At 69.4% G+C, this 21,921-nt stretch carries 20 protein-coding genes and 3 pseudogenes; 13 read left to right on the top strand and 10 right to left on the bottom strand.

All coding sequences use genetic code 11. The features are described 5' to 3' along the window. Positions 1–141: 141 nt before the first annotated feature. From ACWDEW_RS47590 to ACWDEW_RS47580, 3 genes are all read right to left on the bottom strand, one after another. The gene (locus tag ACWDEW_RS47590) at positions 142–279 is read right to left on the bottom strand and encodes a hypothetical protein (protein ID WP_450522435.1); all 138 of its coding nucleotides are present in this window, start codon (positions 277–279) and stop codon (positions 142–144) included. A gap of 111 nt (positions 280–390) precedes the next feature. Continuing rightward, the gene (locus ACWDEW_RS47585) at positions 391–1,272 is read right to left on the bottom strand and encodes a COG4705 family protein (RefSeq protein WP_450522433.1); all 882 of its coding nucleotides are present in this window, start codon (positions 1,270–1,272) and stop codon (positions 391–393) included. A 161-nt stretch (positions 1,273–1,433) separates the two neighbouring features. Continuing rightward, positions 1,434–2,252: a COG4705 family protein gene (locus ACWDEW_RS47580; RefSeq protein ID WP_450522431.1), complete on the bottom strand. Its 819-nt coding sequence runs from the start codon at positions 2,250–2,252 to the stop codon at positions 1,434–1,436. 133 nt (positions 2,253–2,385) lie between these two features. On the opposite strand from ACWDEW_RS47580, the gene ACWDEW_RS47575 reads away from it, so the two are divergent. Further along, a complete protein-coding gene (locus ACWDEW_RS47575) occupies positions 2,386–3,453 on the top strand; it encodes a sodium-dependent transporter (protein ID WP_450522429.1) in 1,068 nt (355 codons plus the stop codon). Between the two features lie 61 nt (positions 3,454–3,514). Here the strand turns inward: ACWDEW_RS47575 and ACWDEW_RS47570 are convergent, their stop codons facing one another. Further along, on the bottom strand, positions 3,515–5,254 hold the full coding sequence (locus ACWDEW_RS47570) for a phosphatidylglycerol lysyltransferase domain-containing protein (protein ID WP_450522447.1): 1,740 nt from the start codon (positions 5,252–5,254) through the stop codon (positions 3,515–3,517). A 480-nt stretch (positions 5,255–5,734) separates the two neighbouring features. On the opposite strand from ACWDEW_RS47570, the pseudogene ACWDEW_RS47565 reads away from it, so the two are divergent. Continuing rightward, positions 5,735–7,125: pseudogene (locus ACWDEW_RS47565) on the top strand (hypothetical protein); the annotation flags it as partial. Positions 7,126–7,366: 241 nt separating this feature from the next. On the opposite strand, the gene ACWDEW_RS47560 reads toward ACWDEW_RS47565, so the two are convergent. Beyond that, positions 7,367–7,810 carry a GtrA family protein gene (locus ACWDEW_RS47560; RefSeq protein ID WP_450522427.1) on the bottom strand — a complete coding sequence of 148 codons (444 nt, stop codon included), beginning with the start codon at positions 7,808–7,810 and terminating at the stop codon, positions 7,367–7,369. A gap of 590 nt (positions 7,811–8,400) precedes the next feature. Between ACWDEW_RS47560 and ACWDEW_RS47555 the strand changes: the two genes are divergently transcribed. The 8 genes and pseudogenes from ACWDEW_RS47555 to ACWDEW_RS47520 all read left to right on the top strand — a co-directional run bounded on the left by ACWDEW_RS47555 (position 8,401) and on the right by ACWDEW_RS47520 (position 11,964). Further along, the gene (locus ACWDEW_RS47555) at positions 8,401–8,547 is read left to right on the top strand and encodes a hypothetical protein (RefSeq protein WP_450522425.1); all 147 of its coding nucleotides are present in this window, start codon (positions 8,401–8,403) and stop codon (positions 8,545–8,547) included. Between the two features lie 20 nt (positions 8,548–8,567). Beyond that, complete coding sequence (locus ACWDEW_RS47550; RefSeq protein ID WP_450522423.1) at positions 8,568–8,900, top strand: transposase; 333 nt, start codon at positions 8,568–8,570, stop codon at positions 8,898–8,900. Then, positions 8,867–9,112: a helix-turn-helix domain-containing protein gene (locus ACWDEW_RS47545; RefSeq protein ID WP_450522421.1), complete on the top strand. Its 246-nt coding sequence runs from the start codon at positions 8,867–8,869 to the stop codon at positions 9,110–9,112. Before ACWDEW_RS47550 ends, ACWDEW_RS47545 begins: the two co-directional genes overlap by 34 nt. Further along, positions 9,039–9,509, top strand: coding sequence for an IS3 family transposase (locus ACWDEW_RS47540; RefSeq protein ID WP_450522419.1), 471 nt, complete (start codon positions 9,039–9,041; stop codon positions 9,507–9,509). The genes ACWDEW_RS47545 and ACWDEW_RS47540 overlap by 74 nt, the downstream gene beginning before the upstream one ends. A 39-nt stretch (positions 9,510–9,548) precedes the next feature. Next, positions 9,549–9,797 carry an integrase core domain-containing protein gene (locus ACWDEW_RS47535; protein ID WP_450522417.1) on the top strand — a complete coding sequence of 83 codons (249 nt, stop codon included), beginning with the start codon at positions 9,549–9,551 and terminating at the stop codon, positions 9,795–9,797. A 48-nt stretch (positions 9,798–9,845) separates the two neighbouring features. Beyond that, positions 9,846–10,154, top strand: coding sequence for a sensor histidine kinase (locus tag ACWDEW_RS47530; protein ID WP_450522416.1), 309 nt, complete (start codon positions 9,846–9,848; stop codon positions 10,152–10,154). 12 nt (positions 10,155–10,166) lie between these two features. Further along, positions 10,167–10,807 (top strand): annotated as a pseudogene (locus tag ACWDEW_RS47525) (response regulator). 494 nt (positions 10,808–11,301) lie between these two features. Beyond that, positions 11,302–11,964, top strand: coding sequence for a response regulator transcription factor (locus ACWDEW_RS47520; RefSeq protein ID WP_450522414.1), 663 nt, complete (start codon positions 11,302–11,304; stop codon positions 11,962–11,964). A gap of 209 nt (positions 11,965–12,173) precedes the next feature. Here the strand turns inward: ACWDEW_RS47520 and ACWDEW_RS47515 are convergent, their stop codons facing one another. From ACWDEW_RS47515 to ACWDEW_RS47500, 4 genes are all read right to left on the bottom strand, one after another. Then, positions 12,174–13,445, bottom strand: coding sequence for a COG4705 family protein (locus ACWDEW_RS47515; RefSeq protein ID WP_450522412.1), 1,272 nt, complete (start codon positions 13,443–13,445; stop codon positions 12,174–12,176). Positions 13,446–13,483: 38 nt separating this feature from the next. Then, the gene (locus ACWDEW_RS47510; RefSeq protein WP_450522410.1) at positions 13,484–14,752 is read right to left on the bottom strand and encodes a sensor histidine kinase; all 1,269 of its coding nucleotides are present in this window, start codon (positions 14,750–14,752) and stop codon (positions 13,484–13,486) included. Then, the gene (locus ACWDEW_RS47505) at positions 14,743–15,396 is read right to left on the bottom strand and encodes a response regulator transcription factor (protein WP_019065258.1); all 654 of its coding nucleotides are present in this window, start codon (positions 15,394–15,396) and stop codon (positions 14,743–14,745) included. Before ACWDEW_RS47505 ends, ACWDEW_RS47510 begins: the two co-directional genes overlap by 10 nt. 887 nt (positions 15,397–16,283) lie before the next feature. Further along, a complete protein-coding gene (locus ACWDEW_RS47500) occupies positions 16,284–16,415 on the bottom strand; it encodes a hypothetical protein (RefSeq protein ID WP_450522408.1) in 132 nt (43 codons plus the stop codon). Between the two features lie 267 nt (positions 16,416–16,682). Between ACWDEW_RS47500 and ACWDEW_RS47495 the strand changes: the two genes are divergently transcribed. Then, positions 16,683–18,434 carry a hypothetical protein gene (locus ACWDEW_RS47495; RefSeq protein ID WP_450522406.1) on the top strand — a complete coding sequence of 584 codons (1,752 nt, stop codon included), beginning with the start codon at positions 16,683–16,685 and terminating at the stop codon, positions 18,432–18,434. 443 nt (positions 18,435–18,877) lie between these two features. Here the strand turns inward: ACWDEW_RS47495 and ACWDEW_RS47490 are convergent, their stop codons facing one another. Further along, entirely contained in the window at positions 18,878–19,663 is a 786-nt protein-coding gene (locus ACWDEW_RS47490; protein ID WP_450522404.1) for a COG4705 family protein, read from the bottom strand. A 144-nt stretch (positions 19,664–19,807) separates the two neighbouring features. Between ACWDEW_RS47490 and ACWDEW_RS47485 the strand changes: the two genes are divergently transcribed. Beyond that, a complete protein-coding gene (locus tag ACWDEW_RS47485; protein WP_450522402.1) occupies positions 19,808–20,950 on the top strand; it encodes a sensor histidine kinase in 1,143 nt (380 codons plus the stop codon). Positions 20,951–20,971: 21 nt separating this feature from the next. Continuing rightward, positions 20,972–21,634, top strand: a pseudogene (locus ACWDEW_RS47480) (response regulator). Positions 21,635–21,921: the final 287 nt, after the last annotated feature.

Raw genomic sequence — 21,921 nt, 5'->3', positions numbered from 1 at the left:
TGTTCGGGGCGGACTGCGGGTGCCGGGCCCATCAGAGTCGCGCCTTGTGTACCGGAACCGGCGCATCTGTGAACACACCCGGAATGGGTGGTCGGGTCTTCGCCAAGCAGGCATGGGTTTCCCCAAGAAGGAGAGTCCGTATCACCGTGTGAGCCCCGAGTCGGTGAGGGACAGCCGCACGGCGAACTCGGCGCCGGCCGGAGGTTCGGCGATCCCCGCACGGCTGCCGCGGGCGGCGACCGTGCGCACGACCGTCCCGCGAGAAACGGTCGAGGACACGGTCGCCGCCACTGGACACGAAAGCACGAAAGCCGGAATCAACCCGCCGAGCAGGACACCTCCGCACTGCTCACGACGACCGGCCGATGACGCCCCTGGCCGGGCGACGTCCTACGAAGGTCGCGGGGCGGGGCGCCGACGCTCCTGGACGTGGGCGTAGCCCATGAGTCCGACCAGGACCGTCAGCAGTACGGCCGACGAGCCCGCCGTACCGAGGTCGAGGCCGCCCTTGGCGGTCGGCTTGGTGAGGAAGTCGCCGGCGGTGGCGCCGAGGGGACGGGTCAGGACGAAGGCGATCCAGAACAGCAGCACGTTCGGGACCGCGGGCGCCTTCATCAGGGCCAGCAGCACCAGCAGGGCGCCGGTGACGAGGGCGGCCCCGCCGGCGTAGCCGAGGCCCGAACTGTCGGACAGGAAGTCGCCCATGGAGGTGCCGAGGGTGTTGGAGACGAGGATCGCCGACCAGAACAGCGCCTCTCCGCGGAAGCTGACGATGTCCCGGATGACGAACGTCATCCCGGTCAGTTTCCACACGGCGAAGATGACGACCAGGATCGAGATCAGGATCGCCGCGCCGGCCGGATAGCCCAGGCCGAGGCCCTGCGGTCCCCAGCCCAGTGAAGTGGCGCCGTTCGCAAGGTACTTGGTGCTGGCGTCGCGGTTCATGAAGTCCGACATCGTGGTGCCGGCCGTACTGGTCGACAGGATGACCGTCCAGTAGAAGAACGGGTTGTAGCGCCGAGAACGCAACTGCACGACCAGGGTCACCACGAAGATCGCGAACAGCACGATCGTGGTGAGGAAGTAGCCGAGCTTCAGGGTCTGGGCGAAGAGGTCACCGGCGGTCTCGCCCAGGGTCGTCGCCGCGATCTTCATGATCCAGAAGGCGAGGGTGACCTCGGGCAGCTTCTTCGTCACCGACTTGGCGGCGGCAACGGTCCGTTGACGCGTGCGGATGACGTCGGTGTCGGTGAGGGCTTCCGGAATCTCCAAGGTGTCGGACACTCCTGTTCTGTGTGGGGGGTGTGGAAGGGCGCCCGTTCCCGTGAAGGAAACAGGCGCCCTGTGACGCGTGGCCGAGCCGTGGGGGACGGCCGTCGTGTCCGACTCTGCCGATCAACTCCTGAACGCTTCCTGAACGCCTCCCCCGCTGTTCAGATCGCCTGCCCCGCGACTGGCTCGCGGTCGAAGACGTCCTTGCGGGTCACCGTCAGGAACACCACCAGGCCGAGGATGACCGCCAGGAAGAGGACGCTCGTGACGACCGTGCCGAGACCGAGGCCGCCGTCGCCGGCCGGCTGGGAGAGGTAGTCGCCGATCGAGGCGCCCAGCGGACGGGTGAGGATGTAGGCGATCCAGAAACTCCACACCGCGTCCAGCCCGAGAGCGAAGTGGGCGATGCCCACGGCGGCGATGGCCAGGGCGAACAGGACGGCCGAGAGCCAGTAGCCGAGGTTCATGCGCTCGGAGACCAGGTCGCCGGCCGCGGTGCCGAGGGCGAAGGTGAACAGCACGGCCAGCCAGTAGAAGGACTCGCGGCTGGTGGTGTCGATGCTGTGGATGGACAGGGTCCGCTCCCGCCGGTACCAGACGACGAACACGACGGCGAGGACGATCCCGAACACCGTGGTGGTCGTCTCCAGCGGCACGCCCATGTTGTCGGTCAGGTTGTCGCTGATCAGGGTGCCGACCACGCTGATCAGGGCCACGGCGAGCCAGTACACGCCCGCGCGGTAGGCGGTGGTGCGGAACTGGACCACCAGGACGACCGCGAGAAGCGCGCTCATCAGCACCGAGACGCCGGTCAGGCCGAGCCCGGCCTTCTCGTTGAGCAGGTCCGCCGCGGTCTCGCCGACCGTGGTGCACAGCACCTTGATCACCCAGAAGTACAGGGTGATCTCGGGAACCTTGTTGAGGCGGAGGCGGTGAGGGTGCGGGCCGGGACCGCCAGCCCAGCGGTCGCCTGAACGCATCCTGACTGCGCGTGCTGATCACCAGCCCCACACGTACCTTCCGAGAAGGATGCCCTCATGTATACGCATCTGCCCCACCCGCACATACCGGCGTCCCGTCCCGCTCCTGCCCTCGTGTCGGAAGAAGGCCGCCGTGAACGCTCCCGCTGTTTCCCACTCACCTGTTGACCGTGCGACGAACTGGCTGCGCCGTCGGCTCGGCCGCGCCGTCCTCGTCTCCTATGCCGCCGCTCTGCTCCTGCCGGGGCTCGGCCTGTGGTTACGCCGCCCGCACGCCGTCCCGCTCGGTGGACCGGCCCACCTGACCCTGCACACCACCTCGCTCCTGCTGTCCCTGGTGCTCCTGTCGGCCGGGCTCCAGGTACCGGTGCGCGCGCTCGGACGCACGCTGCGGCGCCCCAAGGCCATGCTGGCCGGACTCGCACTGCATCTGGCGATCCCGCTGCTCGTCGTGCCGTTCGTCGCCCTACTGCTGCGCGGCACGCCCGACTCCGACGGCGGTAGTGGACTGCTCACCGCGATGATCCTGATCGTGGCGATGCCGGTGGCCGCCGGCGCCACCGTATGGACGGCCAAGGGCGAAGGCGACCAACCGACGATGGTGGGGCTCGTCCTCGGCTCCACCCTTCTCAGCCCCCTCACCACACCACTCCTGCTGGCGGCCCTGGCACCGCTGCTCAGCGGCGGCTACGCACGGACGCTCACCAGTACGAGCGGCTCCGCCCACAGCGGATTCACCCTCGCCGCCGTTGTCCTGCCCTGCGCCTCGGGTCTCCTGTGCGCGCTCGTGCTGCCGCCGCCGTGGCACAGCCGTCTCCTGCGGGCCGTGGTGCCCGCCGCCCTGGCCGGCTCGCTGGTCCTGACCTACGTCAACGCCAGCGGCGCCCTAGGCTCCTTCCTGGCCCGACCGCGCCCGCTGCTGTTCGCCGCGGCCCTCGGCGTGGCCGCGCTGGTGTGCGTCTTGTCCTTCATGCTGGGCCGGCTAGCCGCCCGGGTCCTGCGACTGGACGCCCCGGTAGCCTCGTCGCTGACCCTGGCCTGCGGCATGAACAACAGCAGCGCGAGCGCGGTACTGATCACGACCTCGCTGCCCGACAAACCCCACCTGCTGCTGCCGGTGCTCGCCTACGGGCTACTGCAGAAGACAGCCGCCAACCGGGTCGTCGCCAGACCGCGGCCCGCGTCCCCCGCGGTGTCCTAGCGCGTCACGCTCGACAGGTCCGCAGCCGGTGCCCGCCAGACGTCCCCGCTGGGGAGCCGCCTTACGAGCTGGAGGTTGCCGGGTCCGGTTCTGCCTCCGGGGCGGAGGAACGCCTGCCGCGCCGGAGGGCAGGCAGCGGTGGCGGGGTGAGGAAGCCCTCGGCGCGGGCGCTGGCCAGGCCAATGCGGGGGATGTCACCGCTCTTGGCGAACAGCAGGAAGCGGGGCTCCCACACGGGCCGGTACTTGGCGTTGGCGCGGTAGAGGGACTCGATCTGCCACCAGCGGGAGAAGAAGGTGAGCATCGAGCGCCACAGCCGCAGTACCGGGCCCGCACCGAGACGGGCGCCGCGTTCGAAGACCGAGCGGAACATGGCGAAGTTCAGCGACACCCGCCGTACGCCCAACTCCTTTGCCCGCGACAGCAGTTCAACGACCATGAACTCCATCAGGCCGTTCTCGCAGGCGCGGTCCCGGCGCATCAGGTCCAGGGAGAGGCCGTGCTCGCCCCAGGGGACGAAGCTGAGCAGGGCGCGCGGTTCACCGTCGGCGTCGCGGCATTCCAGCATCACGCAGCGGCCGTCGCCGGGGTCGCCGAGCCGTCCCAGTGCCATGGAGAAGCCGCGTTCGGTCGGCCCGTCGCGCCAGTGGTCGGCCTTGTCAATCAGCAGCGCCATCTCGTCGTCCGTGATGTCCTCGTGGCGTCGGACGCGCACCGTGTATCCCGCCCGATGCACCCGCTTGTGCGCCTGCCGCACCCCTCGCATGGCACGTCCTTCGAGGGTGAAGTCGGCGATCTCCACGATGGCCTCGTCGCCCAGTTCCAGAGCGTCCAGCCCATGCCGGGCGTAGATGGTGCCGGCCTCCTCGCTCGCGCCCATGACCGCCGGGGTCCAGGCGTGCTGACGGGCCTCTGCCAGCCACGCGTCGATGGCGCCGGGCCACGCCTCTGGATCGCCGATGGGATCGCCGGAGGCCAGGCTGACGCCGCCGACCACCCGGTAGGTGACAGCCGCCTTGCCGCTGGCGGAGAAGATGGCGGCCTTGTCGCGGCGCAGCGCGAAGTAGCCGAGGGAGTCCCGCTCACCGTGCCGGGCCAGCAGGGCGCGCAGCCGCTGTTCGTCGTCCTCGCCGAGCAGGGCGCGACCGCGCGGGGCACGGAAACAGGCGTACAGGACGAGCAGGAAGGTCGACGCGATCAGGATGTTGATGAGGACGTCGACCCAGCGCGGTGCGTGCACGGCGTCGATGCGGTCGGCGAGCGGGCCGACGCTGATGCCGCGCAGCAGGGTGTAGGCGATCTCGTCGGCCGTCGTGGCGCCGGGCAGCTTGTTGGTGGCGGCGACCAGCAGTGTGCCCATGGTGCCGCTGACGAGGAGACCGCCCGCTCCCGCGACGAGGGCCAGCTTCGGGTTGGAGCGGTCCCCGACGGCCGTGAACTCCCCGCGCCCCAGGAGCAGCGCGGCCACGAACAGGCCGGTGAGCAGCAGGGAGCCCCAGTTGGTGACGTGCTCGCGGTACGCCTCCTGGGTCATGGCCAGCGCATAGAGCGCGAACAGTCCGCCCGCCAGCACCAGGTTGAAGATCCACGCGGCCCGTTTGCGGCGCCGCATGACCATGGCGAGGAAGAGCGCCAGCACCGCCGAGACGAGCCCGGCGGTGGCCAGGTACGGGGTGAAGTACTCACCGACGTTGTGCTCGTGGACCTCGTCACGGAACGGCACCGAGACCACCGCGGCCAGGTTGAGCACGGCCATCAGCCGCAGGTACCAGACCGTGGCCGAGGCCGCGCCCCTGCGCAGCCGGGTGCGTGGGCGCGGTGACCCGGCCGGGGAGGGGACACGGTCCGTGGGTGGGTGCTGCCGGAGGCCGGAGGGCGAGAGGTGTGCGGTCACCGTGGAGGTTCACCTCGAAGGGAGGCCGGGGTCACCGGCGTGGACGGGGACGACGGGAAGCCGGGCCGGCGGGCTCGGGTACGTGGAGCTGACGCATGACCTGCGCTGTTCGTTCGACGGCGTACGGTTCGGGTTTCCGGGCGCCGGGGTCTTGCCGGTGGCGCGCAGCATGGTGAGGAACTCGCTCTCCGGAACCGGCCGCCCTGACTGTCGATGGGCAGCCGCGGCACGATCCGTCCCCTGCGCGGCAGGACCCCGTCGACCGCCGCGGTGCGCTCCTGGGGTGTGCGCGCCAGTTTGACCATGTTTGATACGGCTCCTGCAAGTGACCCTACAAACTGTAGGGTAACGACCACTCTACCGACTGTCGGGGCTGTTGGACGGACGATGACGAGAGTCGTGCAGACCGTTAGATTCCACCGCATAAACGGGCATGAGTCGCCGCTCGGCCCGGCTGCGGGACGGGACCGCAGGGGCCATTGGTGGCTGGCAACGGTGGCAGGCGCCTTCGTCCCTGTCCAGTGGGTGGTCGTACGGCCGGGGATGGGGCTGGGCTGGAACGAGTCGGTGTTACGTCAGCCAGGTCAGCTCCCACGCCCCGGCGTCGTTCTTCAGCGCCCCGCGCGCCCGCGGCATCTCGCTGCTTGTGGCACCGGTCGCCGGACGGTCGTCGTCCACCCCGCTCCTGCGGCTCTACCTGGCGCTGCTGGCGGGCCTCGGGCTGTTCCTGGCGCTGCGCGCCTGGCGCGGCCTGTTCCCGGTCCGGATGCTCGCGCTGGGCGGCACCCTGTTCGCGAGCATGTGGGTGACCGACTTCTACGGTGCCCAGACCATGCCCAACTACTGAGTGGCGGTCGACGCCCTGGCAGGCGTCGGCTGCTTCCTTCAGGCCCAGACCGACCGCACCCGGCGTGGTCCGGTGTGGGGGCTGGCGGCAAGCGCCCTGCTGATGGCGTGGATGCAGCCCACGGACGCGGTAAGGGTGAGCCTGCCGCTGCTCTTCGCCCTCGTAGTTGTTCGCCGGTGATGGCACGGGCGGCGGCTCATCGCTCTGGCCGGCGGGCTGGCGGCCGGGGCAGCCGAATGGGTGATAGAGGCATACGTCCGCTTCGGGGACCTGGATCGGCGGCTGTCCGAGGGATCCGACATCCAGGGCGGTCTCGGCTGGCACGTCGCCATCGGTGACAACTGCGCGGTCTGGGCGGGCGTTCGCTGTGCCGCCCGTGCACCGGCGCGAGGCCGACCCCGGCGGTGACGGCCTGGTGGCTCGCCCTGCCGGTGCTGGCGGCCATCGGGCTGGCCGTCCGGGGCCGACGCACGCCGCCCACCGCACTGCCATCGGCCTGCGCGGTGACGGCGGCGATCCCGTACCTGTTCCTCATCGGATACGCCGCGCCCCGCTTCCTGCTGCCCACCTACGCACTGCTGGCCATCCCGGTCGCCGATGCGCTCGCACGGCTCGTCACCGCGCTGGGCAGAGCCTGGCGCCCGGTCACCGTGACGCTGGTGGCGCTGGGCCTGACCGGGCATCTGGCCGTGCAGTACGCGGTGCTGGCACACACCATCCAGCGCACCACCGCCGCCCACAAGGACTGGGAGCGCACCGCCGCCGCGCTAGCCGAGAGGGCGTACGCCCGCCGTGTCTGCTCACCGGGTCGTCGGCCATCCCGATCGCCTTCAACGCGGGGTTCGCCTCCGCCGGCACCCAGGGCCCCAACGCCAGCATCAACGCCGCGACCATCGCCCGGACGGCCCACCGGATGCCGGTCGCCGTCCTACTCCTGCGGCTGGGCGCTGGTACGGCTGGACGGTGCTGTGTACGCCTACATCGCCCCCATCTCATGACCGCTCTCCCACCCCCGCGCCTCACGGCGCGACGTGCCCATCGGCACAACACTGCACTTCCCTCGCTGTCCGCCGCGGCCGGGCACTGGGCTGTCGTCGACGCCGGCATCGAGTAACCCGCACGGCCGACTGCGGGTAGCGGCGGTGCCCCGCTCCTTCGCCTCGCCGCGGCCCTCAGCGCCGTACCCGGAACACCCAGGTTCGGTAGGACCAGAAGCGGAAGAGGGTCCCGCACACGATCCCCATGACCTTAAAGAAGTTGCTCTGAAGGGCCGAATCCCAGCCGAAGTCGTACGTCGCGACGTACAGCACCCCGTTCTCGATGATCAGGCCGACAACGCTGAAAAAACAGAAGAGCGCGAACTCCGCGGCACGCCCCTGCGGGTCGCGGTGCCGATAGGCGAAGTACCGGAAACCCAGGTAGTTGAAGACTATTGCCACGCTGGTCGCAATGACGCTGCACCGCACCACGGGCAGAGACGTCACCGCTCGGCAGAGGTTGAACACGGCGAGATTCACCCCGACGCCCAGCCCACCGACAGCACCGAATCTGGCGACCTCCCGAAGCAGCGGGGAAAGGTCCGTGCGCTTCGTGTCTCGTTCATCCACGGATTTCACAGGACGCACAGACCTCCAGACGTTCGGGATTCGAATTGTCGCGCCCCGAGGCAACCACCCGGACCGCAGGCGCGTACGCGGGTCACCGACCTAGGTTCGCATTTCGATTGTCACTTTCTCATTCGCCGTGACCCTTGTCCGGCCGGAAGGACGACCCCATGAGAAGACTCCCTGTCCTGTCGCGCTGAGCCTGTCGGATTCTCACTGCTTCTCATTCGTGCTGGCGGATTCTCATTGCGTCGCGCGCTGAGCGACGGCGTTTGCCTCGTCCGTGGGGTTTGATCTCATTTTCCTGGTCGGGTTTCTCGTGGTACCTGTCACGGTCGTTTCGGCGGGTACGCGGAGCTCGGGGGTGGCGATGGATCTGGGTCTGGTCGATGTCGAGTGGGCTGACGGTGAGGGCGGCGGGCTGCGGAAGTCCGTGCTGGAGGCGGTGTCCCGGGTTCGGTTCGAGTCGGTGCTCCCGGTACGGCGGTTCACGTCGTACCGCGGGCAGCGGCACTTCACGGGCTGGTACTGGGCGGCGACGACGCAGTCGCTGGTGAGGTTCGAGTCGTGGCTGGAGCGGGACCGGGCCATGCTCCTTGACCATGACCGGAGGGTGGTGGGGGCTGGCCTCCCAGCCGTTCCGGGTGACATGGCAGGGGGAGAAACGCCGGGTCTCGCATACGCCGGACTACTTCGCGCGTCTGGAGGACGGCTCGGGTGAGGTTCCCGTCCTGCTGTGGAGACCGTGACCGGAGGGATAGTTGGGGTCATGGCATCCAAGAAGCGCCTCTACGATGCGGAGTTCCGCGAGGGGGCGGTACGGATCGTGATGGAGACCGGGAAGTCGATCCCGGAGGTGGCTGCGGATCTGGGCATCCATTCCGGGACACTGCACAGCTGGGTGTCGCGGGCGAGGCGTAACGGGTCACCATCGTCGGACCGGCCGGTGGCCGAGGCGTCGCCCGGTGGTCGGCTGCGGGAGAGTGACCGCGCGGAGCTGGACCGGCTGCGGGCCGAGGCCAGGGAGAAGGACAAGCGCATCCGCGAGCTGGAGATGGAGCGTGATGTGTGCAAGCGATTCGTGGCCTTGTGGGTGAAGTAGCTGACGCGGACCCGGCCGTGGCGGTCGGGGTGATCAGCAGCTGCAAGGCCGAGCAGAAGATTCCGTACCGCACCGCATGTCGGGCACTTGGGGTGTCGGAGTCGTGGTTCTACAAGTGGCGCGACCGCGGCGCGGGAGATGCGCCGGCAGCGTCTGGCGGAGGAGATCGAGGAGATCTTCCGGGGCTCGGGCGGCACCTACGGCTCACCTAAGGTGTTCATCGAGCTGATCCGCCGGGGCTGGCGGGTGTCGGTGAACACCGTCGCCAAGCTCATGGCCGAACTCGGCCTGGCCGGACGGAAGATCCGAAGGCGCCGGGGCCTGACCCGGCCCGGGAAGCGGGCGGCGGCCCCGGACTTCGTGCGCCGGGACTTCACCGCCGAGGAACCGGACCTTGTCCGGGCGGGCGACTTGACCGAGATCGACACCGGCGAAGGCAAGCTCTACCTCGCCACCGTCATCGATCTGTTCTCCTGGCGGCTGCTCGGCTACGCGATGGGGGCACGTCATGATGCCGAGCTGGTGGTGGCCTCACTCAACATGGCTGCGGCCACCGGGGGCGGCAACGTCCGCGGCGTGATCATGCACACGGACAGGGGCAGCGAGTAGTGCTCGCGGCGCTTTCGCCGGGCCTGCCGGCGACTGGGCGTGACCCAGTCCATGGGCAGAGTCGGATCTTGTTTCGACGCCGTGAGCGAGGCGTTCAACAGTGTGCTCAAAGTCGAGTACGTCCACCGGCACACCTTCACCACCCGCACCGAGGCCCGGATCAGGATCGCCACCTGGATCACCGACTTCTACAACACCAGGCGGCTACACAGGGTATGCGGGTTCAAAAGCCCGATCGACTACGAACGCGAATACCGAGCCACCCTCGCCGAGGGACTGGCCGCATAGATCGTCTCCACACTGCGAGGGGATTGACAGATAGAAGCACCCCCCGGGTTGGAGGCGGCCGCGTACCGAATCGTCCAGGAGGCACTGCCCAACGTGGTCAAGCACGCGGGCGCGAGCGCCGCGCACGTCACCGTCGCGTACGGACCCGGCGAGCTGACGCTCACGGTGATCGACGACGGCAGCGTCCGGCCGGTCCAGGGCCGCTCCGGGCACGGGCTTGTGGGGATGCGTGAGCGCCTCGCCCTCTACGGCGGCACCCTGCAGACGGGGCCGACCACGACGGGCGGCTTCCGGGTCCGGGCCGGCATCCCCGTAGACGGCCCACAGCCCACCGCCGACGAGCGGGAGCGGCCGTGACCATCCGAGTTCCTGGTCGCCGACGACCAGCAGCTGATCCGCATCGGCCTGGCGGGAATAGTGGACACCGCCCCGGACCTCGAGACGATCGGCAGCGTCGCAACCGGACGGGACGCCGTCGCGGCCGCCCCGAACACCGGCCCGACGTCGTGCTGATGGACGTCCGGATGCCCAAGATGGACGGCATCGAAGCCACCCGCCGTATCACCACCGCCGGCCACGCCCGTGTCCTCATGCTCACCACCTTCGACCTGGACGAGTACGTCTTCGGCGCACTGCGCGCCGGGGCCAGTGGCTTCCTCCTGAAGGACGCACCGCCCCTTGACCTGCAGTCCGCCCTCCGCACCGTCGCCCAGGATGAGGCCCTGCTCGCGCCACGCGTCACGAAACGGCTGATCGCGGCATACGTCAACAGGCCGGCACAGCCACCGCAGGGCCAGGAACGACCGCGTCTGCCCGAGGCCGTCACCACCCGTGAACACGAAGTGCTGCTGCTCGTCGCCGAAGGGTTCACCAACGCCGAGATCGCCGAACGGCTGTACATCGGCGCGGGCACGGTGAAGACCCATGTCGCCCGACTGCTGACCAAACTCGACGCCCGCGACCGCGTCCAACTCGTCATTCACGCCTACCGCAGCGGCCTCGCCGACTAGTCCGGCTTCGCCTTCCATCGGCCGTGGAAGGCCAGGATCGTGAGACACGATGCCCTGGCCCGCAAACGAGAAAAGCCGCTGACACCCAGGCCTCTTCCTGACCGGTAGCACCCCGGCCACTTTCACCTTGCTTGTCCTGGTCCGCCGGGACAGCGTGACGCCGCCGAGCCGACGAACAGGCAACGGCGCACAAGCCCGGGAACGCCTCCCACTCGCCGATCGTCTACAGTGCGTCGAACGTCTACACCCTTGTAGTCATTCGTATCCGCCCGTTCCCCTGCGTCAGGTGGTCCGAGGGAAAGGGGCGCTGCCAGTGGATGAGCGCTCCCCTTGGGGCACGGCACCACGGTGACTCTGGCGCGCTCCACGCGGAGCGGTGCCGCGGCGACTCGTCGCCGGCCGCCCGGCGGCGTGTCCGTCGGCCATGGTCCACGGGCCGCTCGAATCACTCGTCTCGGACACGACCCGTCCGGCCGGAGCACCTGAGGGAGACCATGCGTCACAAGATATTGGTCGTCGAGGACGATCACGTGCTGCTGGACGTGCTGCGCCGTGGGCTGCACGAGGAGGGCTTCGAGCCCGTCCTCGCCGCCGACGGTGCCACCGCCCTGCGGCTGGCCACCAGCGACATCGCGGCGGTTGTCCTGGACATCGGGCTGCCCGACGCGGACGGTCGGGACGTGTGCCAGGCGCTGCGCGCCAACGGCTTCCTGGCCCCGGTCATCTTCCTGACCGCCCGGCAACAGCTCGCGGACCGGCTGTCGGGGTTCTCGGCAGGCGGTGACGACTATCTGGCCAAGCCCTTCCATCTGGCCGAACTCACCGCCCGGCTGCGTGCGTCCGTGAAGCGCGCTGCACCGGCCGCGGCTATAACGGCCGGAGACCTGACTCTGGACGCGGTCGGCCACCGCGTCACCGTGCACGGCACGACCGTCGCCCTGTCCCCCACGGAGTTCCGGCTGCTGGCCGCACTCGTCGCCGCGGGCGGGAGCGTCGTTCGGCGCCGCGAACTGGTCGCGGCGGGCTGGCCGGAGGGTGCCCAGGTCAGTGACAACACGCTTGACCAGTACCTGACCCGGCTGCGGCGGAAGCTGCGTGAGGCCGGCAGCGCGCTGACCATCGGCACGGCGCGCGGGATCGGACACCGCCTTTCGTGAAACGCCTTGTCCTCAATCAGCTTGGAGGAACAGCGGGCGGCCGAAGCCATTGAGACGCAGGCTTCGACCGCCCGCGCGAGTCCGCGGACAGGCCCGGGCTGACACAGGCGGCCGCCTGCACCGACCACAGCTCGTCGGCGGGTGCCCAGGCCGCGCGGTTCTCGGCGCGGCCCCGCACACTCGACCCGTCGCCGGGCGCAGGGTGTCTGTCAGCCCATGTCCGTCAGGAGGGCGTTCAGTTCCTTCTCCTGCTGCGCAGGCGGCATCGGCGGATTCGAGTGGTCGATGCCGAAGGTCCCCAGCACCTTGTCCATCCGGGCATCGATGGAGGTCCAGCCGGTGTTGTCCAGCGGCTGCAGCGATGCCTGGTCGGCGTCCCACAGGTCACGCAGCGACTGGGCGGCCGTGTGCGCTCCCTTCGCGTTCCCTGAGCGTGCGTCCTTGAGCGAGGTCGAGGCGAGGTTCTTCAGCGCGGCGACCTTGGCGGGCGGGAACTTCTTTACCGCCTGGCCGGGAGCCATCTGGACGGCGGAGGTGTTGTCGGCCTCCGGCGCCGGGCCGGTGTGCGGCTGGCTGTGGGCCCAGACCAACAGGCCCATGGTGGCGACGGCGAGCAGTCCGAAGCCGGCCAGACCCAAGCGCTCCTTTCGCAGGTCGCCGGTGGCGTGGGTGGCGTGGGCGGCCTCGTAGGTCTCGGTCACGTCCGAGCGTGTCACCGTCAGGTAGACCACGGTGGCCAGGATCAGGCCGAGGAAGATCAGGCTGGTGGTGAAGGTGCCCAGCGCGAGGCCGGTCGGCTCGCCCGGCTGGGCGACCTTCGGGGAGGCGAGCCAGTCGCCGATGTTCGCGCCCAGCGGGCGGGTCAGGATGTAGGCGAGCCAGAAGGACAGCACCGGGTTCGCGCCGAACTTCCACAGCAGCGTGATCGCCGCGATGAGGCCGAGCGGCAGCATCACCGAGGCGCCCGGGCTCCAGCCGGTGAGCTCCAGGGTCCAGTCCCCGGTCGCGGTGCCGAGCGCGAAGGTGACGAGAACCGCGAGCCAGTAGAACGACTCACGCGGAAGCGTCGTGACCGAGTGGATCGAGAGGGTGCGCTCGCGCAGCCACCACACGCCGAAGACCACGGCGAGCAGAACCGAGAACACGGCGGAGCTGATCCACAGCGGCACATTGAGCTGGTCGGTGAGGATGTCGGTGTACAAGGTGCCCGTGACACTGACAACGACGACGGTCAGCCAGTACGGGAACGGGACGTACCGCTTGAGTCGCATCTGGACGGCCAGGACTACGACGAACACCGCGGTGAAGATCCAGGCCGTGTTCACCAGGCCGACGCCCAGCTTCATGTTGATCCAGTCGGCGAAGCTCTCACCGACGGTCGTGCAAAGGATCTTGATCACCCAGAACCAGATGGTGACCTCGGGGACCTTGTTGAGCATGAGGCGCCCGCTGCGTGGGCGTGCTTCTGTTGTCGTTGTCATGCAGGGAGGCTTGCGGAGGGAACCTGCAAGCAACCTGACTACGTGGCCGCCTTCGCGGCCGGGAGTGTCACCTCGACATGACCGCGGCCGTCCGCGATCGCCCGGACCTCCACACCGGCCGAGGCGGCGATACGCCGGACCACCGGCAGCCCCAGCCCGTACCCGCCGCCGCCGGTCACGCCCGCTTCGAAGACCCGGTCGACCTCAGCGGGATCGAACCCCGGGCCGTCGTCCAGGACATCCACCACGATGGCCTCGCCCTGGTTGCGCGCGGTGATCCACACACGGGACTTCGCGTGCCGCAGGCTGTTCTCCAGCAGGGGTGACAGCAGTGACACGGCGACGTCGGGCGCCAAAGCCACCTCGAGCTTCGCCGGGAAGGCGACCTCGACCGCGCGGCTGCCGATCGCCTGCTGCGCTGCGGAGCGCAGATCGCACCGGGTCCCCTCCTCCGTCCGTGCGCGCGCTGCGCGCAATATCGTCGTGATCGCCGCGTTGAGGCGGTCGACCTCGCTCAGCACCACCTCCGGCACCACCGGCTCGCCGGACAGCTGCGCCAGCTGCGCCTCGCCCCGCAGGACCGTGAGTGGTGTCCTCAGCTCGTGGGCGATCTCGTCGGTGAGCCGGCGCTCGTCCGCCAGCGCGTTGTCGACCCGCTCCAGGAGGCGATCCAGGGTCTGTCCCAGTTCCCCGAACTCGTCACGGGGGACTCCGAGGTTGAAACGGCGCCCGGGCTCGTGATGGCCCCAGTCGTCGGCGAGGGCGGCCATCTCGTGCACGACGCGCAGCGCGCGGTGCACCACGAGGTGCGCGACACCGCCGGCGAGGAGGATCGTGAGACCGCCCAGAATCAGCGACAAGGTCAGGCTGCGCTGCTCGGACGTCTCGTAGGGGGTGAGGTCCACCCGGACGATCACCATGACGTGGTGGCCGCCGGTCGGAACCGGCCGCGCGAACAGGAGGTAGTCGCCGACGGTCGCGGTCTGCGATCGACCCGAGTCCGCCAGTTCCTCGACGCGCCCGACCACGCTCGGCGGCACGTTCCCGTCGACAAGACGGCCATCGGCATACACCCAGGCGACCTCGTCCAGCGCCTCGCTGCTGTTCTCCGTGAGCACGACACGGCCGTCCTTGACGCTGACGTTCGCCGCGACCGCCTCGGCGCGCGTACGGGCCAGATCGTGCGCGTCGGCATCCGTCACCCTGCTCAGCAGCACGTGCGAAACCACCACCAGGATCGCGACCACCGCGGTGGCGATCAGCACGGTGAGCGCGACGACGCTTCGGCGGAATCCCGTCACTGCCATCGGTAGCCCACGCCGCGGACGGTCGCCAGCCGCTCGGCCACGCCCAGCGGACCGAGCTTGGTCCGCAGCCGGCGCACATAGGAGTCGAGGGTGTTGTCGCTGACCTGGGCCCCGTGCGGCCAGCCGGCGGCGACGAGGGCGTGGCGGCGTACCGCGTCGCCCTGCGAGGCGATCAGGCGGCCCAGTAGCCGGAACTCGGTCGGGGTCAGGCTCATGCTCACCGCATCGTAGGTCACCACGTGTTTCGCCGGATCGAGGACGACCTCGTGCGGTGCGGACGCCACGGTGGCCCGGCGCAGCAGCGCCCGGACACGGACCAGCAGTTCCGGGATGTCGAAGGGTTTGGTCATGTAGTCGTCGGCGCCGGCCTCGAAGCCGCCCACCTTGTGATGCAGGCCGTCCAGGGCGGTGAGCATCAACACCGGCACGTCCACGCCGCGAGCCCGCAGGGCCAGGCAGACATCGCGACCGTCGGCGTCCGGCAACCCGAGATCCAGGACGACCAGCTGGGGCGCCGGAGCGAGCTGCCGCAGCAGGCTGTCGGCCGTGGCGGCGACGGAGACGGTGTGGCCGTCGTGCTCCAGGGCGCGCTTGAGGATGCCGCGGACCGCCGCGTCGTCTTCGCACACCATGATGAAAGCCACGTGCTGACCCTAGATACTCGCGTTCCAGTTCTCCATCCGCCCCGATCAGCCACGCGACGCTCGGGCGCCACCGGCCGAGCCGCAGCGGGGGCTGCCGCGGAAGGATCACCATGGGACATGGACCGTATGCAGGAGTACTTCGACGCGATTCCGCCGGGTCACCGCCTGCTCTTCGCCTGGGTGAGCGGGCTGATCCTCATGGGATTCCCGCAGGCGAGCGTGGCACTGCGGTACGAAATGCCTACCCAACGGGTCGAAAGCGCTGGCCGCTCCGCCCCACACGATGCAACTCCCTTGAAGCCAGGAAATGAATCGACCCAATCTCGTTCCAGGGAGACGGCACCGTCATGGCCCTGAGCGTCCTGCCCATCCGCAAACGACGCACGCTCTGGTAGGTCGTTGCCGTTTCCACTCGAATGCCTCCTGCTCCGTTCCCGCTCCGTTTGAGGCGGCCTGACCGGCGAGATCGCCAAGCAGCACCTCACCGGCAGCACCACGATCACCCTCTCCGCCAAGCACGGCCAGTCGCCCACTGACCCCAGCGCGCTCACCCGCACCGACGACAGCCCGCTGCTGGACAGCCCCGGCGCCGCCGACCTGGTGACATACGCTGTGGACGACGCCATGGTCCTGTGGCTCTCCGACCGCCACCGCCTTCGCCAAGACCTACAACCGCAGCGGACTCAGCAAGGTCTACGCCAGGAAGGCCACCGCCGACCACTTCCACGTCAAGCCCGGCGCCGCCCGGGTCCCGGACCTCTCCGGTGTCGCGCAGTACGGCGTCGTCTACACCGGCGGCTTCCTCGGCCTGCCTCCTGTAGGCCGTACGCGAGGAACACACCATCGTGCTGCAGATCCACTGACCTTTTCGGTGCGTCCCGGCCGCGTCAGGCCCGGGGCGCGATCAACAACTCCGCCTCAAGGCTCGTCTCGGGGAAGGTCACCTCCGGCAGCAGCACGTTGGCCCGGCCGGAGCACGCGATCACCCCCATCTCGGCGGTCACAGCCTCCTTGCACATCACCGGATGTTCCGCCGCCTGCGGTCCGACAAGTGGCCCTCGCACAGCAGTTGCGCATTCGATGACGCAAGCGCTCCGCCTACGAGATCCTCGACGGCCCCTCGGGCACCGGCGTGCGGACGGGTCTCACAAGATGCTCCGCGATGGTGTCGCGCGCATGGTGGAAGCGGACGCTCTGAACATCGGACCGCTTTCTTATGAGGCTCTCACCTCATCTGGCCGAACTTGGAGCGCCTGCCACTCTCCTACATGATGTAGTAGCTGAGTATGGAGAAGGCGCATACGGCCGCCCACACCGTTGACACCGGAGTGCTGCGGCGCGACTCACGCCCACAAGCCGCCGCCCAAGCACGGGCGTCCAACGACGTGGACAACCCACAGCAGTGGCACCGGGGCATGACGCTGATCGGCACGATCAGCCTGTTCATCGGCACCCGCTCGGCCTGGACCCAGGCGATGCTCACCCATCCGCCCGTCGCCGCGGTCATCTCCGTCTGCTACGCCGGGATCCTCGCGTGCGGGGTACTCGCGCTCACCGTTCGAGGCCGGCGCGCCCTGGTCCGGGTGGACGCCGCAGTTCTCGTCCTCGCGGTGGTCTTGGTGGTCTGCGGCTACTGGCTGAACCACATCGGCACCGACGAGGGCGTACTGACCGCGCAGGCCGCGGACCAGATCACGCACGGCCGCCCCGTCTACGGACAGCCCTGGCCCTGGTTGTTCGGCACGTCCAACTCCGGCCTGACCAAGACGATGTCCGGCTCGGCGGACTACACATACGGCTATCCACCACTGACCGCCCTGCTCACCGCACCGGTCCACGCCCTCCTGCACACGTCGGCAGCGGCCACCATGGTGACCACGGGGGCGCTGATCGCCGGAACGGTCACGCTGTGGCTGCTGCTGCCCGCCCCCTGGCGGTCAGCGGCCACCGCCGTGTGCCTCGGCCTAGGCATCCTCCCCGGCTACGCCCGCTCCGGCTACCCGGCGATCGTCGCCCTGGCCCTGCTGATCCCGGTGGCGGTCTACTGGCCGACCACCGGAGCGGGCGGACGCCTGGGAGCCAGCGGTGTGCTACGGGGCGCGTGCCTGGGCGCCGCCTGCGCCGCCCAGCAACTGGCCTGGTTCTTCGCCCCGTTCCTGCTGATCGGCCTGTACGCGGTACGGCGCGGCGAGCTCGGGTGCCGTTCCGCGACGGCCGTGGTGGCCCGTTTCGCCGGCGTCGCGGCCCTGACGTGGGCCGCCGTCAACGCCTACTTCGCCGCGCAGGGTTTCTCCGCCTGGCTGCACGGGCTACTGCTGCCCCTCACGCAGAAGGCGATCCTGCACGGCCAGGGCCTGATGGGCATCTCCTACTACTTCACCGACGGCAGCAGCAGCCTCGACTACTACTCCTACGCCAGCGAGCTGCTCCTCATCGGTCTGCTCGCAGCAACCCTACTGTTCGTCCGGCGCCTGGGAGCGGCGCTGACCGTGCTGCCCTGGCTGTCCTTCTACCTGGCCACCCGCTCCCAGGACGGCTACTTCCTGATGATGACCCCGCTGTGGCTGGCCGCCGCCGCGACGGTCCCCGCCGCGGCCCTGGCCCATGCCTGGCAGCCCCGTATCCCCCGCGTCACCGGCCGCCCCGCCAAGGCCACCGTGGCGATGGCGCTGCTGACCCCGGCACTGCTGTGCGCCTGCGTCGCCGCCGCAAGCCCGCCGCCGCTGCGTATGGCGCTCACCCCGCACCTCACCGGTCGGTCCCACCCCGCCGTCACCTCCGTCACGGTTCGGACGGTGAACACCACCGGGACCGCCCTCACCCCGCACTTCGCCAGCCGCGTCGGCCAGGGCGCCTCCAACTGGTGGACCATCACCTCCGGCCCCGCCACCCTCGCCCCGCACACCACCGCCGTATACGTCCTACGACCGCCCGGCGGCCACCGCGCACTGCCCGGCGCGCACCGGCGCATGTACCTGATCGCGGTGACCGGAACGCCGATGACGATCAGCACCGCCCGCATCGAGGTCACCTTCTAGCTTCCGAGCCGGTGGGGGGCAACCGAACAGAGAACTCGGCGCAGGCTGGGGGGGCGGCGATCCAGGGACGACCACGTGGGCGGTGGCCATGCGCACGATCGGCCCGAAGGGCACGATCACTGCTCCTGGGCGCGAAAGTCACGGCCCACCCACCGAGCAGGACGCCCTTCGCCCCCCGCTCGCCTCCCCCGGCCGGAGGTGCCCTCCGGCCGGGTGACGTCATGTCGCGCGACTACCAGACGCGCCCGACTCGGACACCCGGGCTCGTGAGTCCGTCCACCGAGGTCCCACAGTCGCGCGCCCAGCCGCAGTGACTACGCCAGAGGCAGGGCGGGGCACCGACGCTCCTTCCGTTCGGCTTCCGGTGTTTCGGACAGTTCGTAGGTCATGGGGCGTGACCCTGCCATCGGTCACCTGAACGCATCCTGACTGCGGCGGCACGGCTACCGCCCGGAACTCTGACGCGTCCCGGCGGGGTGGAAGCGTGCGGGTTCGCCTTCCGGGGTGGTTCGGCGGTGTCGTGAATCGATCAGCGCGACGACTCCCGCAAGGAGAATCCCGAGGACGAGGCTGATGGGCCAGGTCCCCCATTGAAGTCCGTCCCCATAAGGGACGGGTACGGAAAGCCAGTCCGCGACGGAGGCGCCCAGGGGGCGGGTGATGGTGTAGGCGAACCAGAATGCCAGGACTTCGTTGAGACCGAACCAGCGATAGCCCGCCGCCGGAATCAGAATTATACCCAGGAAAACAAAGGACGCGGCCAGGGTGCCGAGTCCCAGGGTCACGGCCGCGAAATCGCCTGCGGCTGTTCCCAGGGCGAAGGTGCACAGCACGGTCAACCAGTAGAAGAGCTCCCGCAGCCGGTTGTCGATGCTGTGCACGTCCAGGGTTCGCTGTGTGGCGTACCAGGCGGCGAAAACGCCGGCCTGGACAGCCACCAGCATCAGCGTGGAGGCGTAGAGCGGCATCTCCAGATCCTTGTTCAGGAAATCCGCCGACATCGTGCCGAAAATACTGACCGCCGTCACCGCGAGCCAATAGACCCACGGAATGTATCTCCTCGTGGTGATCTGTACGGCCAGGCATGCGAGGAGTAGACCGAGCCCCAGCAACATGGCGAGATGCTGTCCGATGGAGTCGTTGAAGAAGACGTAGTCCGAGAAGGACTCGAATCCGGTGGTGCACAGTTTCGCAATCCAGAAGACGCGGGAGATCTCCGGTACTTTCATGACCGTGGCGGCTGGTCGTGTTCTCATTTCGCGAGGCTAAAGGCGCCGCGGGGACAGGCACATCGGACAATGGTGGTCACTTTCCGGCGGATGTAAGACCTTCGATCGACGCCCCCGGCGCCGCCCTTCCGTAATGCCGGCTCGGTGAAGCGCCTCCAGCCGACGCGCCGACTGCCGCGGGACCGCCCCTCGCTGTCGCTCGTCCTACTCCTCGGGCCGCCCGTACTGTGCGCCGTCGCCGCGTCGCACGGGTTGCTCTACAACCGGTCCGGCCTACTGGACTGGGTACTGGCGATCGCGGTGATCTGCCCCCTCCTGCTGCGCCGCCGCGCTCCGGTCGCCGTGTTCTGGTTCTGCTGGGCCGTGGCGATGGCGACCTGGGCGCTCGGTACGGTCTCGTTCTCCGAGTTCGCGGTGCTGGTCGCGCTCTACACGGTCGCCGCCCACCGCGGGCTGCGGCACTCGCTCGGCGCCGCCGCGGCCCTCGAACTCGGTGTCGTCGTGGTCGCGGTGCGCTTCGCCCCGGCCGCGAGTGTCAACGACTCCTTCGTCATCCTCAGCGGGCTGGGCGCGGCAGCGTTCTTCTTGGGCACCACGGTACGGGCGCAGCGCCGCTACCTCGACTCCATCGAGGACCGCACGGAGCGCCCGGAACAGGAACGCGCCCAGCAGGCGCAGCTCGCCGCGGCGGTCGAACGCACCCGCATCGCGCGGGAGATGCACGACATCGTCGCCCACGGCCTGGTCGTCGTCATTGCGCTCTCCGAAGCCGCGGCCGCAACCACGGCGACCGATCCGGAAGGCGCCCGCGGGAAGATGCTCCAGGCCGCGTCGACCGGTCGGCAGTCCCCCGCCGGAATGCGCCGGGCTCCTCGGCGTCCTGCGGGCCGACGACGGTGGCGAACGGGCCCCGCAGCCGGACCTCGGCTCGCTCAAAGCCCTGGTGGACCAGATCCGCGATACCGGCCTCGACGTCCGGCTGACCGAGACCGGCGACCCAGAGAGTCCCTGAGCGCGGAGGCGCAGACGACGGTCTACCGGATCCTCCAGGAGTCACTCACGAACGTCGTCAAACACGCCCGGAACGCGTCGACGGTGGACATCGTCCTGCAGTGCCGCGGTGACCTGGTCGGCTTCAGCGTCACCGACGACGGCGGTACGGTCCCCTGGAAGCGGCGCCCAAGCACGTTCCGGCAACGGATTGACCGGAATGCGGGAACGGGTCGCGATGTTCGACGGCGCCCTCCGGGCGGGACCCACCGGCTCCGGATGGGCCGTCTCCGGTGAACTGAAACTGGGAGAACCGCGATGACCGTCTCGGTCCTGCTCGCCGACGACCAGTCGCTCGTCCGCATGGCCTTCCGCAGCCTCCTCGACACGATGCCGGACATCGCCGTCGTCGGCGAGAGTGCCGACGGCGCGGAGGCGGTCGAACTCGCGCGGCGCACCCAGCCGGACGTGGTACTCATGGACGTACGGATGCCGGTCATGGACGGCATCTAGGCGACCCGCCGCATCACCTCCAGCACGGCCTCGCGCGTCCTCATCCTCACCACCTTCGACCTCGACGAATACGCCTTCGAAGGCCTCCGCGCCGGAGCCTGCGGATTCCTCCTCAAGGACGTCGTACCCGCCGTACCGCAGGCGGCGATCCGGGCCGTGGCCTCCGGCGACGCCGTCCTCACCCCGCGCATCACCCGCGGTCTCGTCGACCGCTTCGCCCAGATGGCGCCCTGGCCCCGCGCAGACGACGCGGGCGCGCGCTTCGCCCACCTGACGGCCCGCGAACGGGAGGTGTTCCACCTCATCGCCGCCGGCCTCTCGAACGCCGAGATCGCGGAACGTCTCTTCCTCACCGAGGCCACCGTCAAGACCCACATCACCCGCATCCTCACCAAACTGCAGCTCCGCGACCGGGTGCAGGTCGTGATCTTCGCCTACGAGCATCAACTGGGCGCGAACAACGGATAGTTGGCGCGATGGACGGACGGGCGGAGGGGTCAGCACGCCGGTGAGGCGCAGGCCTCGTTGGCGGCACCCTCGCGCCCGAAGAGCCGCGCACGCCACCCAGGCCTGCATCGACGACGAGACCGCAGCGGAACCCGTGCCTTGGTGCTACGGCGGATGGCCTACTCTCCACTTCCACGACCACAGGGGGCATGATGCGGTTGAGTCCTCGGAGCAGACGGCTGACGGCAGCTGTATTGACATCCTCCCCCAGCTGAAGCTGGGGGATTCCTGGCTCAGGCTGCCTTCGG

This window comes from Streptomyces sp. NPDC001100 (genome assembly GCF_053598575.1).
Note: the sequence above shows the minus strand (reverse complement) of the source record. Positions and strands in the feature narration are given on the sequence as shown.